The following is a 16,901-nucleotide window of genomic DNA, read 5'->3' as shown; positions in this document are numbered from 1 at the left end:
CAGTCGGCAGCCCGTCTGCGCGCTACTCAAAACATTCTACGGGGCCGTCAGGGCGGGTGACACATGCACTTCGATGCTGCATTCACACATCGCGGCTATTTGTTGAATTGCGCGCCTGCGCGCGCGGGAGATGGTACTTGGCAACCTTACGTGGTCATCTCCCGTTCGAGCGACGGCGAACTGGTCGCTAATCGTTTCTTCCCCACCGACTTGCGCTTTCCCGACGAAGCGGGCGCCATTGCCCATGCGCGCGATTGGGCAGTGCGCTGGATCGATGCGAGCAGCGTGACCATCTGAGCAGCGCCTGCGCCTGCACCTGCACCTGCACGTCATGGGCCGTATCTCATGACCCGCGTGTCGTGCTCGCGCCCGCGCGGTGCTGCGCGAGCCGCGGGAAAACGCGGTAATCTCTTGGCATAATCACTTCGAACCGTGCTCATCGCACGGCGCTGTCCTTTATGCCTAACGTGCCTTCCCAGAACTGGGGCCTCGAACAGATCGTCGCGGACCTGCGCGCGTCGCGTGAAGAATTGCATCGCACGCGGCATCCGCTCGGCATTCGCGAACTGCCTTCGCGCGAAGCGGTCGTCAACATCGTCGCCGGCCTGCGCGCCGCGCTCTTTCCCACGCATTACGGCGCGCCTGATCTGACTGACGAAACCGTCGACTACTACGTCGGCCACACGCTTGAAAGCACGTTGCGGCTGCTCGCGGAACAGATTCGCCGCGCCTTGCGGTTCTTGCCCGAGTTCGGCGAAACACCGGATGCGGATCTGCAAGCGCGTGCGTTCGACGTGGCGCGTGAATTCGGCACGCAATTGCCAGGCATTCGCGCGCTGCTGGTCAGCGACATACAGGCAGCTTTCACCGGCGATCCGGCTGCACAGCACATCACCGAAATTCTGCTCTGCTATCCGGGCGTGTGGGCGATGACACATCATCGGCTCGCCCACGCGTTGCATCGCCTGGGTGTGCCGCTGCTGGCACGGTTCATCAACGAGATCGCGCACTCGGCAACCGGCATCGACATTCACCCGGGCGCGACGATCGGGCCGAGTTTCTTTATCGACCACGGTACGGGTGTCGTGATCGGTGAGACCGCGATCATCGGCGAACGCGTGCGGGTGTATCAGGCAGTGACCCTAGGTGCGAAGAGTTTCGCCGCGGACCTCGACGGCACGTTGATCAAGGGTAATGCACGCCATCCGATCGTCGAGGACGACGTGGTGATTTATGCCGGCGCGACGATCCTCGGGCGCGTGACGATCGGGCGTGGCTCGGTGATCGGCGGCAACGTGTGGCTCACGCACAGCGTGCCGCCAGGCAGCAGCGTGTCCCAAGGCAAGATTCGCGAAGGCGAGCGGACCGACGAGGGGCGGCAGTGATACGCGGCCCGGCTGGCGAGCCTTGGCGTGCCCTGACGCGCGAACTTCACGTTAGCGGCTGAGAAGCGACCATGCCGCGCGGCCGCGTTCACATGCCTCGCTGCGCGATTGCGGGCGTCGAAGCGACGGTCGCTGAAACGGCGCATGCGTTTCCACGTCATTCGCACGACCGCTTCGGCGTTGGCGTGATCGTCAGCGGCGGGCATCGGTCGGCGAGCGGACGCGGCCTCGTCGAAGCGCGAGCCAACGACGCGATCATGGTCAACCCCGGCGAAGTCCACGACGGCAGTCCGCTCGACGAGCGCGGGCGCGCATGGCGCATGTTGTATTTCGAACCGGCCATGCTCATCGGCGCCGCGGCCGAACTGACGGGCACGGCGGCGCGCGAAATCGAACTCACGCAGCCGGTGGCGCACGATCCCTTGCTGAAGCGTTGGTTCGAGCGGCTCTTCGCCGTCGCGGTGGAAGCGCGATCCGTGCAGGACGAGCTGATGCGCGAGGAGGCGTTGCTCGACCTGTTCGGCCATCTGGTTCGCGTGCATGCCACGCAGCCCGCACGCGCACGGTCGACTGACGCATGGGGGCCGATTGCGCGCGCGAAAGCACGCATCGACGACGATCCATCCTCTCCGCTCACGCTGGCCGATCTCGCGGCCGATGCCGGCATGAGCCGATTCCAGTTGTTGCGAGGCTTCGCCCATGAGACGGGGCTGCCGCCGCACGCGTACCGAATGCAGCGTCGCGTGGCACTCGCGAGGCACTGCATCGCGCAGGGCGCGGCGCTTGCCGATGCAGCGGCCGCAGCGGGCTTTGCCGATCAGAGTCACATGACGCGAGCGTTTGTGCGCCTGCTCGGCGTGACGCCCGCGAACTTCGCCGCAGCGTTGCGCTGACGTTTATCCGATTCTCAAATGCTGCAGCAGAGAAACCCCATGTACGCCGTGCAACCAGACGTGCTGCCCGACAAACCACGCCGCCGCCCACGAAGCCGCCACCACGATCAGATCGCAGTGCCCGCTATTCCAAAGATTCAACGAATGCCTGCCGGCGACCCAGGGCACGCCTAGCGGATTCGGCCAATCGGCAAACAGATGCATCAGGCCGCCGCAGGCGAATCCGAACGCCGGCGCGGCATAGACCGAATGCCCGAGCCAGTGGTACGACACGGCGAGCAACGCGAGCCATCCCACGCCCCAATGCGTGAGCGTGCGATGCGTGATCCACAAACGCCGGGCGCGCGACCACCACGCCACTTCGAGCCAGTCCGGCGCCGTACTCCCGGCCACGCCGGTGATGAAACTCAACAGCACCCCAAGATGAAATGAACCGCCGCCGCCGATGCGCGCGACGATCGCCGCCGCGATGACGCCGGCTGCAAAACCGGTAGCGTGATGTGCCTTGCTGGATGCCATCGAGACTCGCGGCGCAGCGCCGCGTAAAAGACAAAGGGCGGCTATGTTCGCAGATGCGCGGATAAAAAAATAGCCGACACGCGAGTTAAAAAAATCGCGTATCGGCGTGGCGTTCGAGACGTGCGCGTGTGACCGAAGCTCAGGTCGCGCAGCGTGCAATGTCGAAGCGCATTTCCGGTTCCGGTGGATCGTCCGGAGCGTTCGCCGGATGCATCACCTTGATGACGGATCCTGCGTGCGACGGCGTCAGCGTGACGAAATACGAATTGTTCGAATCCGAGCCGACCGCGATCTCCGTAGTGCCGCCCACGCGCGACGTACGCATGCGTGACAAACGGCTTTCAAGGCAATCGGCTATGTCGGCAGGAGCGCGTGATGAAGACACGTAGATCATCGGCAGGGACGCGTCGCGGGCGGGGCCGCTGGATGAGCCGCAGCCGGCCAGAACAGCAAGCGTGGCAGCAGCGGGGACAAGCAGGAGAAGTCTTTTCATGGTCCGGTCGTCGGCGTCCCCGGTCGTATGCGGGAACTTGGGGCGCGGGCGAAGCGCAGTGCGATTGAACGCGACGTGATGCTTCGCGACGAAGCTGCCGTTCAGCCGCAACGACACGCAGGTGTGACGGTAAGGAAGGCAGCCGGGCTCAGTATACCCACCGGGCGCGCGCGCCGTCACTAGTCATAGCCGCCTGCATTGTGTCCAAACGTAAGGCCATGAAAAAACCCGCGACGTGATCGTGTCACGCGCGGGTTGACTGCGCAGCGAATCGGTAGACTCGCTGCGCACAGACCACTGAAAAGGCTTAGAAGCGGTGACGCAGGCCGACTGCCGCCGCCACCTGATTACCGGTCGACGAGGGCGCCAGCGTGTTGATCGCCGCGACGTTCGAGCCGAAGTTGCCGAGCTCGCCCGAGGCATGCTGGTACACGCCTTCCACGTACACGTCGGTGCGTTTGCTCAGCGCGTAGTCGCCTTGCAGCGACACCGTGTGCCACTTCGGATCGCCCGAGCCGTTCGAGCCAGACATCTTGCCGTCGGTGAACGTGTACGACGCCGCAAGGCTCAGTGCCGGCGTCAGTGCATAGCGGCCGTTCACTTCGTAGTTGTCCATATGCAGGTTGGTGCCTGCGACGCCAGGCAAGGTCGTGCCACCGACGTCCACGCCGCTGATGCCGTCCAGTTGCGTGTGCGTGTAGACGAAGCCGACCGTCGCCGGGCCGTACGTATAGTTGATGCCCGCACCGTACGTGCGTTGCAGATCGGCCGCGACTGCTGCGGTTCCGTCGCCTTGCGACACGGCGCCGCTCAGGTTCGAGCTGCCCGACTTGTTCAATTGCAGGTAAGCCGCGGCAAAGCTCAGCGGACCGTTGTCGTAGGAAGCACCCACGCTCCATGCGCGGTTGTTCGAGAACTCGCCGGACGCGTTGCTGAAGCCGTACAGGCCGCCGAACTTGAGGCCCGCGTAATTCGCGCTCGTGTACTTCACGGCATTCTTGATCGAGAACGAGTTGTCCAGATTGTCGTTGTCGAGCGGGTGAGCCGCGAGGTTGTTGCCGTAACCCGCGCCGGCTGCGGACAGCGGTGCCAGGTAGTCGACCACGGAGTCGTATTGACGGCCAAGCGTCAGCGCGCCGTACTTATCGCTCTGCAGACCGACGAAGGCCTGGCGATTGAACATCGTGTTGTTTTCCGAGTACTTGCCGTTGTTCAGGTTGAAGCCGCTTTCCAACGTGAAGATGGCGTGCAGACCGCCGCCCAGATCTTCATTGCCGCGCAGGCCGAAGTACGTGTCCGATGCCACGCCGCTGCCTTGTTGCCAGTTGCTGTGGCCGCCCTGGTTGTTCGAGTACACGATACCGGCGTCCAGCGTGCCGTACAACGTCACGCTGCTCTGCGCGTGGGCGGTGATGGCAACCGCGCCCAGGAGGCCTGCTGCGATGAGGGTTTTTTTCATGGTTAGATAGCTCCGAAACAGTGCGTAGAGAATCGCATCCCAGTGCTTACCGCCGATTACGCCGGCTGCCTGACGATCCGGGGCGAAGTGTAGTCCCGTTATTCCTATCTTAAATTGCAAATGACACAACAATTAGTTTTGAAATTCGTAATAGATGGCTGTTAATTGGATAAGTGCGGATAAATAAAGAAGAAATATGTCTGGTGAGAAATGCACTCTGCCCATGTCAATACCAAAGATGTTGTCAGACTGCGACGCCACGTCGCAGACCATGAGCAGCAAGGGTTGGCTTTATTTAGAGATACATTGGGATTTATTCTGTTTTCCGCAACGTACTCTTCCATTTCATGCGCTCTATCCTCGTGAATTAGGGTTATACAATTCGGCTCACCCCTTGACCAAGGGTGTCTTTTTCATCTTTTAATACGCGGCTCAAGGGCCGCGTTTTTTTATGGCTTTTATAATCGGCTTATAGCTTCCGCGAATAGCGGCATTGACGATTGCCATTGGCGATTGCATGGTCCCGGCTTGTCCGTTCGTCAGGGGGCGGCGTTCGCCGTGTGTGAGGCGGGTAGAATTGCGTGCCTGAGAATGTTTCCGCCCCGCGAACGTGAGTGAACCTGCAATGACCGATACACCCCTTCCATCGTCCGACTCCCCTGAAGATTTCACGACGGAAGGCTCGTCCGAACTGGGCGAAACCGTGCACGAAGCACGCCTGTGGCGCGACGACGGTTGGACCGCGCGCGTCATCAAGAATGAAGACGACGAAGGCTGGGCCGTCGAAATGATCAAGGACGGCGAAGCGGAACCCGCCCTCGTCGGACCGTGGACGATGGGCCGCAACAAGAAAGATCCGAAGCCGCTGGACACGTCCGCGTTCAACACGCTGGTCAAGACGGCGTCTGAAGTGCTGCGCCGCCATGAGCAGCAACTGCGCGCGCAGCTGCATAAAGAAGTGCGGGTGGCGAGCGCGGATGGCAACGACGAACTCGACATCACGCTCGACATCGTTCCCGACGAAGACGAACCGTACGCCGTGCTGACCGCGCTCGACACCTTCGGCGAACAGCTCGCGCAAGTGCAGGTCGCGCCCAATTTCAAGCTCAGCAAGGCGAGCGCCGCGGCGTGGGTCGAGAACGAGTTTCGCCGGCCGGGTTAGAAACCGGTCGCGCGTGAGAGCGGATTGGGTGAGCCGGGTGGCTGACAAAAGGCTAAATGAACATTACCGAAGCCTGTCAATATACTTTCACATTCACTTCATAGAATCCTCGCGTCATAGCGGCGCGAGCGTGAACCATGTGGTTTGGGTCTGAGTGCGTGCCGGCTGTGCATTCACCCACGCTACCCAAACACTGGATCACTACAACATGGCAGAGCCGTTCGACCTTTCCCGCCGCAAGGCCCTGAAACTCATCGCGGGCGTGCCGATGCTGCCGCTCGGCGGGCTTGCCACGGCCTCGATGCTGACCGCTTGCGGGGGCAGCGACGATCTGGCGACGCCGGTCAAACCGGCCGCCAACTTCGTCTCCGCGGCGTTCGCCAGCATGGCCGCGCCGACCCTGGCCGATCCGGCCGCGATGGCGAAGACCACGGTCGCCTCGACCTTGACGGTGCAACTGAGCGACGGCAGCAGCCGCACGTTCAAGCTCGCGTACCAGCCGTTCTTTGTGACCGGCGACAGCGTGCCGAACATCAAGGGTGGGACGATCCTGGCGGGCGGCTATTTCGACATCAACAATCAACCGATCATCGATAAGTCGGTTGCGGGCAAGGAGCGGCAGTTCTACTCGGATTGCCCGGACGGCAGCTCGCTGATCCGTCTCGACAATCCGACGGTGAAAGGTCTCAAGGGCAACGCCGTGTTCGCCGTCGTGCAGTTCGAATACACGACGCGCGATCAGAGTCTGGTGTCGATGTACGGCCAGCTGCCGTCGCCGATCGCCGTGCTGACGCTCGATCAGGACCCGGCCACCGGCAAGCTCACGCTCGCGGGCTATTCCAACGTGGATACGTCGAAGGCACATGGTTTGTGGATTACCTGCGGCGCGAGCCTGTCGCCGTGGAACACGCATCTGTCGAGCGAAGAATACGAGCCGGACGCCACCACGATTGCCACAAACAGCCAGTTCAAGGGCTTCAGCCGCAGTCTGTATGGCGACGAAACGACCGCGAACCCTTATCACTATGGCCATTTGCCGGAAGTGACCGTCAATCCGGATGGCACCGGCACGATCAGGAAGCACTATTGCCTCGGCCGTATCTCGCACGAACTGATTCAGGTGATGCCGGACAAGCGCACCGTCCTGATGGGCGACGACGCGACCAACGGCGGCCTGTTCATGTTCATCGCGGATCGCGAAGCCGATCTGTCGGCGGGTACGCTGTACGTCGCGAAGTGGACCCAGGTGTCCGCGAGCGGTGCGGGCGCGGCGACGCTGTCGTGGATCAACCTGGGTCATGCGACCAGCGACGAAATCGAGGCGCTTGCCAACCGGCTGCGCGCGAGCGACATCATGGACGTCGCGACCAAAGACCCGCTCGATCCGACCTACACGAAGATCAACTACAACGGCACCTTCAACTGGGTGCGCATCAAGCCCGGCATGACGCAGGCGGCGACCTTTCTCGAAACGCATCGCTATGCGGCGCTGGCCGGCGGCAGCATGGGTTTCACGAAGCTCGAGGGCACGACGGTCAATATCAAGGACAAGGTGCTGTATTCGGCGATGTCGCGTATCGAGAAGTCGATGGTGCGCGGCAATGCCGCTTCCACCGACGTGGCCGTCGACAAGACGATCAACGCCGGCGCGGTCTACGCGCTGAATATGAAGGGCGGCCAGCGTGACCGCAGCGGTGGCGCGATCAACAGCGAATGGGTGCCGGTGGACATGGCGGCGCCCGCGGCGCTGGTCGGCGAGGATCTGTCGACACCCGACGCGCTCGGCAACACCGCGAATCCGGAGCGCATTGCGAACCCGGACAATCTCAAGTTCTCGGAAAAGCTGCGCACGCTCTTTATCGGCGAGGACAGCGGCCTGCACGTAAACAACTTCCTGTGGGCGTACAACGTCGATACGAAGATGCTCGCGCGCGTGCTGTCTTGCCCGGCGGGCGCCGAGTCGACAGGCCTGCACGCCGTCGACGAAATCAACGGCTGGACTTATGTGATGAGCAACTTCCAGCACGTCGGCGACTGGGAAAGTCCGTTGCACGACAAGGTCAAATCGACGCTCGACCCGCTCGTGCGGGCGAACTACAAGGACCGCTTCGGCGCGACGGTGGGGTATCTGACAGCGGACCCGGCGGCGATCAAGTTGTAACGTTGTGAGACGGGACGGCCTGTCTTAGGCCATCCGGCTGAGGAGTCAGCAAAGGGGAATCTCGCGATAATTTGCGGTTTCTCCTTGGCTGGCTCATGCAGTGGACCAGCACGGCTGGGCCCTGTTGGACAGGAGGCAGATAGACGCCCTGGCAGGCCGCGGAAAATCCATCTGCCGTCGTTGTAACGGGTGGTGCGTCGGCTTTCTATCCGCCTATTGGCCATTCCACCCGACATGCCTAGCCGCCCCGCCTCAACTCCGCTTGCAGAAAATCGCGGTAATGAGCGGCGCTACGCGATGCACGATCGCCGTGCTGCCCGAGCCGGCCACCGCTTTCTGCACCTTGGCCTCGCTGCCGACCACCACGACGCCATAGGCCGAACGGGCGACGGGCTCGCCGTCGCCGACGCGGAACATCGGGTCGTCTTTTTCGTATCCGACCACCGCGAACACATGAAAGCCGTATGCGGTCAGATCCGCGCCCGACACGGGCGAGAAAGCGTTGATCGAATTGCTTTCCACGCGCGTGGGCTTCGGATCGATCATCTGTTGCTGCGCGAGGTCGGCAATGAACTGATGACCGCTTTCGTTACAGGAGAGCGGTGCGTCGAGCGCGGTGGCGTAGCTGACGAGTGGCAGCGCGGCGGCGCCCAGAGCAAGGAGTACAGACGAAAGAAAGCGTTTCATAAGCGTGGGCGGCGTCCCGATTCGATGTAGTGTGTTCGCAACGGGCGGGCGCGATGTCGAGACCCGGAGAGAGCTTGCGCATCGAAATGTTCCCGCGTGGCAGGCGCAACTGCCTTGCACTTTATCGCGATTCGGCAAATCTTGCTTCGCGGCTGGCACCCGTCGGCAACGATTGAAGCGTCGAGAAACGTACACGAAGAAAGCAATCTTTTTCGATCCCGTATATATTTCCGGGTTATGAATTCGCGACCCCAAACTCCAACTACCGTTCCGCCGCCCAGAACATGGGACGCGCGGCTCGCTCGCCGGCTCGTGACTCCGCTTGTGAACACGTGGGTCACGCCCAATCATCTGACCACGCTGCGCCTCTTGATCGGGCTGGCAGGCGCGCTGTGCCTCGCTCACGGCGAGTTTGCGTGGGTCAACGCAGGCGCCTTGCTGATCGTGCTGTCGAACTTCGTTGACCATACGGATGGCGAACTCGCGCGCATCGGCGGCAAGTCGAGCCGGATCGGTCATTTTTACGACCTCGCTTGCGACGCGCTCGTGACCGTCATGCTGTTCGTCGGCATGGGCGTCGGGGCGGGCGCCACGCGCATCGGCGCACTGAACGTTGCCCCGGGTGTGCTCGGCGCCGTGGCCGGCGTGGCGATCGCGCTGATCTTTTTCCTGCGCATGCGCATCGAGGAGATGGCCGGCAAGGCGGGCACGAAGCAGGCGTCCGTCGGCGGTTTCGAAACCGAAGACGTGTTGTATCTGCTGCCTATCGTCACGCTGACGAGCGTCGTCATGCCCTTCGTCGTGGTGGCGTCGATCGGCGCGCCGCTCTTCGCCGCCTGGGTGGTGGTCGACTACTGGCGTGTGGCGCGCCGTGCCGCCCGCCCGGCGTCCGTTAAAGCCGACGCTTCCGAAACCAGTGAAATGTGGGCCAGCGAATGAGTATGCACGCCGAAGACGACGTGATTGCGCCTGTGCCCGTAGAAGGTTCGCCGGCTGCGTCGCCCGCACCGAATGCCGATCGTGCGGTCGCGAGCCGCACGCGCACGTTCGACAACTCGCGTCTGCGCAAGGATTTTGCCGACCAGGACGCGTTCCTTTATCTGGAAGACTTCCTCGCGCCCGAAGTCACGGCGCAGCTCGTCCACAGCGCCCGATCGCTGCTCGACGAAGTGAACCGCAACTATTTGCCGGGGCATAAGCAGGGCGGCAGCGTCAGCCGTCATACGATCGACCGCCTCGCGCCGTTCATTGCCGAGCTGTACCGCTCGAAGGAATTGATCGGCTGGCTCGAGCAACTGAGCGGCGACAAGCTGCAGGTTTCGCCTGCCGACGATCCGCATGCCTACGCGCTGTACTACTACACCCGGCCAGGCGACCACATCGGCTGGCACTACGATACTTCGTACTATGACGGCCGCCGCTACACGCTGCTGCTTGGCGTGATCGACGAATCGTCGTGCCGGCTCGACTACGAACTGCACACGCGCAATCCCAATGTCGCGGATCAACCGGGTTCGGTGCAGATCCCGCCGGGCGGCCTCGTGTTTTTCGACGGCGACAAGCTGCGCCACCGCATCACGCCCGCCGGCCCGAACGAAATGCGCGTGTCGCTCACGTTCGAGTACGTGACGGACCCCAACATGCGGCCGTGGCGTCGCTTCATCTCGAACATGAAGGACGCGATTGCGTACTTCGGTTTCCGCCAGGTTTTTCGTCAGATGACCCAGCGCGGGAAGGATCACGCATGAGCCGCGCGGCCCTGATTCTGCTGTCGATCGGGACGGCGTTGTTTGTCGGCTTGCTCGCGTGGCAGGGTTTCGGCTCGGTCGCCTCGACGCTGCTTACCGCCGGCTGGGGGCTCGCGCTCGTCGCGGCCTTTCACCTCGTACCGCTCGTTCTCGACGCCGGCGCGATCTCGGTGCTGTTCCAACGCCGTCGCGACGGCGTGCATCACGATCTGTCGTTGCGCGACGCGATGTTCGCGCGCTGGATCGGCGAATCGGTGAATAGCCTGTTGCCGGCCGGCCAGATCGGCGGGCCGGTGGTCATGGTGCGGCAATTGTCCCAGCGTGGCATGCGCATGCGCGACGCGGCCGCCGCGATCACCGTCAGCACGACCGCGCAGGCGCTCGCGCAAATCGTCTTCGCGCTGGGCGGCCTGCTGCTGTTCGGCGCTTATGCGGCGCACGGCGCGCTGCACGACCTGCAAACGGCCACGCTGATCGCCACCGGCGTGCTGGGCGCGATGATCGTCGGGTTTTACTATGCGCAGCGGCGTGGTCTGTTCGGCCGGCTGCTCGGCGTGGTCTCGAAGGTGTTCGGCAAGCGCGACTGGTCGTCGTTGATGACGCGGGCCGAAGCCGTCGACGCCGCCGTACAGGCCATGTACCGCGAACGCGGCCGCGTGGCGGCGAGCTTCGCCATGAGTCTCGTGGGCTGGATCGTCGGCACGGTGGAAGTGTGGCTCGCGCTGCGCTTTCTCGGCCATCCGGTCGACTGGGTCGACGCACTGTTGCTCGAAAGTCTGGGGCAAGCCATTCGCGGCGCCGCATTCATGATTCCCGGCTCGCTCGGCGTGCAGGAGGGCGGCTACCTGTTGCTCGCGCCACTGGTCGGTTTGCCGCCAGACGCGGCGTTGGCGCTGTCGCTCGCCAAGCGCGCGCGCGAAATCCTGCTAGGCTTGCCGGGTCTGCTGGTTTTGCACTTCAGCGAAAGAAGCTGGCAACGGCGCCGCGCCTTGGGGCGCGTGCCCGCTGTCGATTAATCTCCGTATTTTTTCAAAGGACCGCGCATGCGTGCCATCATCCTCGCAGCGGGCCTCGGCCTGCGACTCCAGCAACCGCCACAAGCTCAGTTCCCGAAGTGCCTGCTGCAATTCGACGGCGTGAGCCTGCTCGAACGGCATCTGCAAATGCTCGAAAACGCCGGCGTGACCGAAGTTGTGCTGGCGCTCGGCTTTCAGCCGGAATCGGTGCAGGCGGAACTGGAGCGCATCAACTGGCCGCATAAAGTCGAGACCGTGCTGAACACGCGTTACGACCTGGGCAGCGTGCTGACGGTACACACGGTGGCCGAGGCGCTCACGCGCGGCGGCGACGTGCTGTTGATGGACGCCGACGTGCTTTACGACGAGCGCATTCTGAGCGCGCTGGTAGCGGGCGAGACGGTGAACCGCCTGTTGATCGACCGCGATTTCGAAGCCGGCGACGAGCCGGTCAAGCTGTGCCTGAAAGACGACGTGCCGGTCGAACTGCGCAAGCAGCTCGCCGTGAATCTGGAGTACGACGCCATCGGCGAGTCGGTCGGGTTCTTCCGCTTCCGTCAGGAAACCGCGCAACGCTTCGCGCAAATCGTGGCCGGCTATGTGGATAGCGGCCGGGCCAACATGCCGCACGAAGAGGCGGTGCGCGACCTGCTGCTGGAGCGCAGCCAGGTGTTCCATACCGCCGACGTGACCGGCGCGCCGTGGATCGAAATCGACTTCCCGAACGACGTGGCTCGCGCGAGCACCGAGATCCTGCCGCAATTGCAGCCGCTGGTGAGCGCGTCGCGCTAAGTTTTCCGGCGCATTGTCGTCGACACTGAAGTATCCGAGCTTGGGCCGGCTGAATGCCGGCCCAAGCTTTTTTGCGCTTATCCCTCGCGGTTTCGCCTCGTCCGCTGCTTCGTTGCGCGCTCAACCATCGCGCGCGCATGCATACGAAAACACCTTGCGCAACAACATCTGTTGCCGATGCGATGCCATAATCGACGCTTTACACCGACGGCGTTGCAACCCGTCGTCCTGCCAATGCCTCTTGCTTTAGGCACTTTCATTGTTCCGCTGATCGTCGCGTGTGCGATGTTCATGGAAAACGTGGACGGCACGGTCATCGTGACGTCGCTGCCCGTTCTGGCGCGCGATCTCGGCCAGGATCCCATTACTCTCAAGCTGGCCGTGACCGCGTATGTCATCGGCCTCGGCGTCTTCATTCCTATCTGCGGCTGGGTGGCTGACCGCTTCGGTTCGCGCACGGTGTTTCGCACGGCCATTGGCATTTTCATGGCCGGCTCGCTGATGTGCGCGGCCTCCACCTCGCTCGGCACCTTTGTGGTCGCGCGCTTCGTGCAAGGCATTGGCGGCGCGATGATGGTGCCGGTGGGCCGCATCATCATTTTCCGTTCCGTGCCGAAATCCGACTTCATTCGCGCGGTCAACTATCTGACCGTGCCGGCTTTGCTCGGACCCGTGGTCGGGCCGCCGCTGGGCGGTTTCATCACCACCTATCTGCATTGGCGTCTCATCTTCTTCATCAACATTCCAATTGGACTGCTGGGGATCTGGCTGGCGAACAAACACATCGCCAACGTGCGCGAGGCGCATCCCGGCCGGCTCGACTGGACCGGCTTCGCTTTGTCCGCGAGCGGCGCGTCGCTGTTCATGCTTGGGCTTTCGCTGGTGGGCGGCGAGCTGGTGTCGAACACGGTGTCGGTCGGCATGTGCGTGGTCGGCGTGGTGTTGCTGTTGCTTTACGCGCTGTACGCGAGCCGTGTCGAATTGCCCGTGCTCGATCTGCGGCTGTTGCGCATTCCGAGCTTTCACGCGAGCGTGGTGGGCGGCTCGCTGTTTCGCATCGGTTTCGGGGCTGTGCCGTTTCTGCTGCCGCTTGCCTTGCAGGAAGGCTTGGGCATGACCGCGTTCAAGTCAGGGTCGATCACGTGCGCGTCCGCGTTCGGCTCGATTTTCATGAAAGCTGCAGCGTCGCGCATTCTCGGGCGGTTTGGTTTCCGCACTGTACTAATGTTCAACGCGGTTTGCGCGGGTCTTGCCATTGCCGTATACGGTCTGTTTTTTCCCGGCACGCCGCACTGGCTGATCTGGGGTGTCGTGCTGTTCGGCGGCTTCTTTCCCTCTCTGCAATTCACGTCGCTCAATACCTTGGCCTATGCGGACATTCCCAGTCGCGACGTGGGGCGCGCGACGAGCGTGGCGAGCGTCATCCAGCAGATTTCACTGGGCCTCGGCGTGACGATCGCGGGCATCGTGCTGCAAATTTCGCATAACGTGCAGGGTCATTCCGCCATCGTGTTCTCCGATTTCTGGCCGGCTTTTCTCGTGGTCGGCCTGTTCTCGCTCATGTCGATTCCCATCACTGCGCGGCTGCCGCATGGCGCCGGCGACGAGATTACGCGCGGCAGTCGCGGCCGCGCATAAGCAGAACGCATGTTGCGCATTGCCGCGGCATGCGTTTTGCTGACCACGCCTGTCCAGGGCGTTTCGAGCGGCGATTCTCCGCGCGACCAAACCGACTTCTTTGCGTGCCGCTATATCGACCCTACGATAACTAGCGGCTTCGCAAGCGAGCGGTTCACATGGTAAAAGCCCAAGGCAATGTTTGTAATCATTAGTCGAAGGTCGTCTTGGGGGATTGGCAATGAGGTTGTTCCACAATGTTAAATCGTCGGTCAGCGGATTCGCGCTGGTCACGCTCGTTTCTGTCTCGACCGGTTTTCTGGAGGCCACGCCCGCACTCGCGAAGCCGCCTGCGAAAGCCCAGCCCGCCGTACTCACCGCCTCTGCGATCGCGGTGGCCGACAAGTTCAGCGCCGATGCTGCCGAGCAGATCTTCAAGGAAGGCGGCAATGCCGTCGACGCAGCGGTCGCGATTGCCTTTACGCTCGCCGTGACGTATCCGGAAGCGGGCAACATCGGCGGCGGCGGGTTCATGACGCTCTACGTCGACGGCAAGCCGTATTTTCTCGACTATCGCGAGCGTGCTCCGCTCGCCGCGACCAAAAACATGTATCTCGACGACAAGGGCGAGGTCATCAAAGGCATGAGCCTGTTCGGCTACCGCGCGGTGGGTGTGCCGGGCACCGTCGACGGCATGTGGCAGGCGCAGCGCCGCTTCGGCAAGCTCACGTGGAAGCAGGTGCTTGCGCCCGCCATCCACTACGCGCGCGATGGTTTCGAGGTCAGCCAGCAACTGCAGGAACGCCGCGACGATGCCGCGAAAGACTTCGCCGGCAAGACCAACTTCGATACTTACTTCGGCAATCTGAAGCAGGGCGTCAACTTCAAGCAACCGGATCTCGCCGCTGTATTGCAGCGTATTTCCGATCAAGGCGCCAAAGACTTCTATCAGGGCAAGACGGCGGATCTGATCGCGGCGTCCATGCGCGGTCACGGTCTTATCACCAAGGCCGATCTGCAGCAGTACAAAGCAGTATGGCGTGAACCGATTCAGGCCGACTGGAATGGCTATCGCGTCTACACGGCGCCGCCTCCGAGTTCGGGCGGCATCGGCCTCGTGCAATTGCTGAAGATGAAGGCCGACATTGCGCCCGACTTCAAGGACGTCACGCTGAATTCCGCGCAATACGTGCATCTGATCGCGGAGATCGAAAAGCGCGTGTTCGCCGACCGTGCGCAGTATCTCGGCGACCCTGACTTCTACAAAGTGCCCGTCGCTCAACTGACCGACGACGCGTATATCGCCAAACGCGCCGCCGAAGTGAATCCGAATGCGCCTTCGGACACGAAGAGCGTGCAGCCCGGCCTCGGCACGTCGATGCCGGAGAAAGCGGAAACCACGCACTTCTCGGTGATCGACAAGTGGGGTAACGCCGTGTCGAATACGTACACCATCAACGGCTATTTTGGTTCGGGCGTGGTGGCGGACCGCACGGGCATCGTGCTGAACGACGAGATGGACGACTTCTCCGCAAAACCGGGCGTCGCGAATATGTTCGGCGTAGTGGGCAGCGACGCGAACTCGATCGAACCGAAGAAGCGGCCGCTCTCCTCGATGAGTCCGACCATTCTCACGAAGGACGGCAAGGTCTCGCTCGTGATCGGCACACCGGGCGGCTCGCGCATCTTCACGTCGATCTTCCAGGTGATCAACAACGTCTACGACTACAACATGCCGCTGCAGCAGGCCGTTGCCGCAATGCGCTTTCATCATCAACTGTTGCCGCCGAATACGATCTTCTGGGAGCCGTACAAGCCGATCGATGGTGAACTGGCCAGGCAGATCGAAGCCAAGGGCTACAAACTGGAGGGGCAGGACTTCAGCGGCGATATCCAGGCGATCAAGGTCAACGGCGATACGCCGGAAGCCGCAGCCGATCCACGCGGGCGTGGTGTGACGCGTGTTATTCAGTAAGCGTTGTTGCAGGGAGTCGGGCGCTGCATTTCCTAAGATGCATCGCCGCTAATGGAAAGCCTCGCGTTCAATCGAACGCGAGGCTTTTTTGCTTCGCGGGTGCGCCCAGTGCCCTTGCATCAGCCAGCCTGCTCGACCGGTGTCAGCGTTAATTCGAGCCGCTGCGCGCCGCGCAATACCGTCACTTTGACGGGTCTGTCGATACGCGATGCATCGAGTGTGCGCTGCAGGCTGTCCACGTCCTGCACGGTCTGCGTATCGATCGCAATGATCGTATCGTCCGTGCGCAAACCGCCGAGCGCGGCCGGGCTGCCTTTGACGATCTCCATGACGTGCACGCCGCTTTCCGAGTTCAGGCCGAAATAGCGCTGCACACGGCGCGACAGCGGCGTGGTGGTGCCGGCCACGCCGATGTACGCCCGCCGCACGCGGCCATGCGCGAAGATCTGCATGATGACCCACTTGGCGGTGTCGATCGCCGTGGCAAAACAGATCGCCTGCGCGCCGGGGATGATCGCGGTATTCACGCCGATCACCTGACCCGCGGAATTGATCAGCGGCCCGCCCGAATTGCCGGGATTGAGCGCTGCGTCGGTCTGGATCACGTCGTAGATCATGCGACCCGAGTTCGAACGCAGTGAGCGGCCGAGCGCCGAGACCACGCCGGTCGTGACGGTTTGCGCGAGGCCGAGTGGATTGCCGACCGCTATCGCGATCTGCCCGACGCGCAGCTTCGACGACTCGCCGAGTTCGACGTGCGGCAACGGCTCGGGAGAGCCGATCCGCAAGACGGCCAGATCGCTGCCGGGATCGTCGCCGACCAGATCGGCGTCGAATTTCGCGCCGTCGGCAAGCGTCACCTCGATGTGGGTGGCGCCGTGTACGACGTGGCTATTGGTGAGCAGATAACCGTCGGGTGTGAACAGAAAGCCCGAGCCTGTGCCGCCCCTGGAGTAGGCGGGGGGGCGCGGAACAGCCGGGTGGGCGCGCCCCC

Annotated in this window: 16 protein-coding genes; 11 read left to right on the top strand and 5 right to left on the bottom strand. The window is 62.7% G+C overall.

Features of this window, described 5'->3' with window-relative positions; all coding sequences use genetic code 11:
- Positions 1–63: 63 nt before the first annotated feature.
- The 3 genes from P0D71_RS26980 (at position 64) to P0D71_RS26970 (ending at position 2,278) form a co-directional block, all read left to right on the top strand.
- Complete coding sequence (locus tag P0D71_RS26980; protein WP_091806656.1) at positions 64–297, top strand: hypothetical protein; 234 nt, start codon at positions 64–66, stop codon at positions 295–297.
- A gap of 161 nt (positions 298–458) precedes the next feature.
- Positions 459–1,385: a serine O-acetyltransferase EpsC gene (epsC, locus tag P0D71_RS26975; protein ID WP_091806657.1), complete on the top strand. Its 927-nt coding sequence runs from the start codon at positions 459–461 to the stop codon at positions 1,383–1,385.
- A 71-nt stretch (positions 1,386–1,456) separates the two neighbouring features.
- The gene (locus P0D71_RS26970; RefSeq protein WP_091806659.1) at positions 1,457–2,278 is read left to right on the top strand and encodes an AraC family transcriptional regulator; all 822 of its coding nucleotides are present in this window, start codon (positions 1,457–1,459) and stop codon (positions 2,276–2,278) included.
- Positions 2,279–2,281: 3 nt separating this feature from the next.
- Here P0D71_RS26970 and P0D71_RS26965 read toward each other — a convergent pair whose 3' ends face one another.
- The 3 genes from P0D71_RS26965 to P0D71_RS26955 all read right to left on the bottom strand — a co-directional run bounded on the left by P0D71_RS26965 (position 2,282) and on the right by P0D71_RS26955 (position 4,749).
- Positions 2,282–2,797: a metal-dependent hydrolase gene (locus P0D71_RS26965; protein WP_091806661.1), complete on the bottom strand. Its 516-nt coding sequence runs from the start codon at positions 2,795–2,797 to the stop codon at positions 2,282–2,284.
- Between the two features lie 139 nt (positions 2,798–2,936).
- Positions 2,937–3,407, bottom strand: coding sequence for a hypothetical protein (locus P0D71_RS26960; protein ID WP_091806663.1), 471 nt, complete (start codon positions 3,405–3,407; stop codon positions 2,937–2,939).
- 190 nt (positions 3,408–3,597) lie between these two features.
- Entirely contained in the window at positions 3,598–4,749 is a 1,152-nt protein-coding gene (locus P0D71_RS26955) for a porin (RefSeq protein ID WP_091806666.1), read from the bottom strand.
- 625 nt (positions 4,750–5,374) lie between these two features.
- Here P0D71_RS26955 and P0D71_RS26950 point away from each other — a divergent pair.
- On the top strand, positions 5,375–5,911 hold the full coding sequence (locus P0D71_RS26950) for a hypothetical protein (protein ID WP_091806669.1): 537 nt from the start codon (positions 5,375–5,377) through the stop codon (positions 5,909–5,911).
- Positions 5,912–6,119: 208 nt separating this feature from the next.
- A complete protein-coding gene (locus tag P0D71_RS26945) occupies positions 6,120–8,072 on the top strand; it encodes a PhoX family protein (protein ID WP_408482977.1) in 1,953 nt (650 codons plus the stop codon).
- Positions 8,073–8,324: 252 nt separating this feature from the next.
- On the opposite strand, the gene P0D71_RS26940 is transcribed toward P0D71_RS26945, so the two are convergent.
- Complete coding sequence (locus P0D71_RS26940; RefSeq protein ID WP_091806675.1) at positions 8,325–8,759, bottom strand: hypothetical protein; 435 nt, start codon at positions 8,757–8,759, stop codon at positions 8,325–8,327.
- 237 nt (positions 8,760–8,996) lie between these two features.
- On the opposite strand from P0D71_RS26940, the gene P0D71_RS26935 reads away from it, so the two are divergent.
- The 6 genes from P0D71_RS26935 (at position 8,997) to ggt (ending at position 15,907) form a co-directional block, all read left to right on the top strand.
- The gene (locus P0D71_RS26935) at positions 8,997–9,698 is read left to right on the top strand and encodes a CDP-alcohol phosphatidyltransferase family protein (protein ID WP_408482975.1); all 702 of its coding nucleotides are present in this window, start codon (positions 8,997–8,999) and stop codon (positions 9,696–9,698) included.
- Positions 9,695–10,507, top strand: a complete 813-nt coding sequence (locus P0D71_RS26930) for a HalD/BesD family halogenase (protein WP_091806681.1) — start codon at positions 9,695–9,697, stop codon at positions 10,505–10,507. The genes P0D71_RS26935 and P0D71_RS26930 overlap by 4 nt, the downstream gene beginning before the upstream one ends.
- On the top strand, positions 10,504–11,523 hold the full coding sequence (locus P0D71_RS26925) for a flippase-like domain-containing protein (protein WP_408293762.1): 1,020 nt from the start codon (positions 10,504–10,506) through the stop codon (positions 11,521–11,523). The genes P0D71_RS26930 and P0D71_RS26925 overlap by 4 nt, the downstream gene beginning before the upstream one ends.
- A gap of 27 nt (positions 11,524–11,550) precedes the next feature.
- Complete coding sequence (locus tag P0D71_RS26920) at positions 11,551–12,315, top strand: phosphocholine cytidylyltransferase family protein (RefSeq protein WP_408482973.1); 765 nt, start codon at positions 11,551–11,553, stop codon at positions 12,313–12,315.
- Positions 12,316–12,549: 234 nt separating this feature from the next.
- Entirely contained in the window at positions 12,550–13,953 is a 1,404-nt protein-coding gene (locus tag P0D71_RS26915; protein WP_408482971.1) for an MFS transporter, read from the top strand.
- A 220-nt stretch (positions 13,954–14,173) separates the two neighbouring features.
- A complete protein-coding gene (gene ggt / locus P0D71_RS26910; protein ID WP_091806693.1) occupies positions 14,174–15,907 on the top strand; it encodes a gamma-glutamyltransferase in 1,734 nt (577 codons plus the stop codon).
- 119 nt (positions 15,908–16,026) lie between these two features.
- On the opposite strand, the gene P0D71_RS26905 is transcribed toward ggt, so the two are convergent.
- Positions 16,027–16,901, bottom strand: an 875-nt coding sequence (locus P0D71_RS26905) for a S1C family serine protease (protein WP_408482968.1), incomplete at its 5' end; no start/stop codon positions are given.

The sequence above is a fragment of the Paraburkholderia sp. RL17-383-BIF-A genome, from assembly GCF_046028015.1.
Classification (GTDB): Bacteria; Pseudomonadota; Gammaproteobacteria; order Burkholderiales; family Burkholderiaceae; genus Paraburkholderia.
This window is presented reverse-complemented; position numbering and strand designations above follow the sequence as displayed.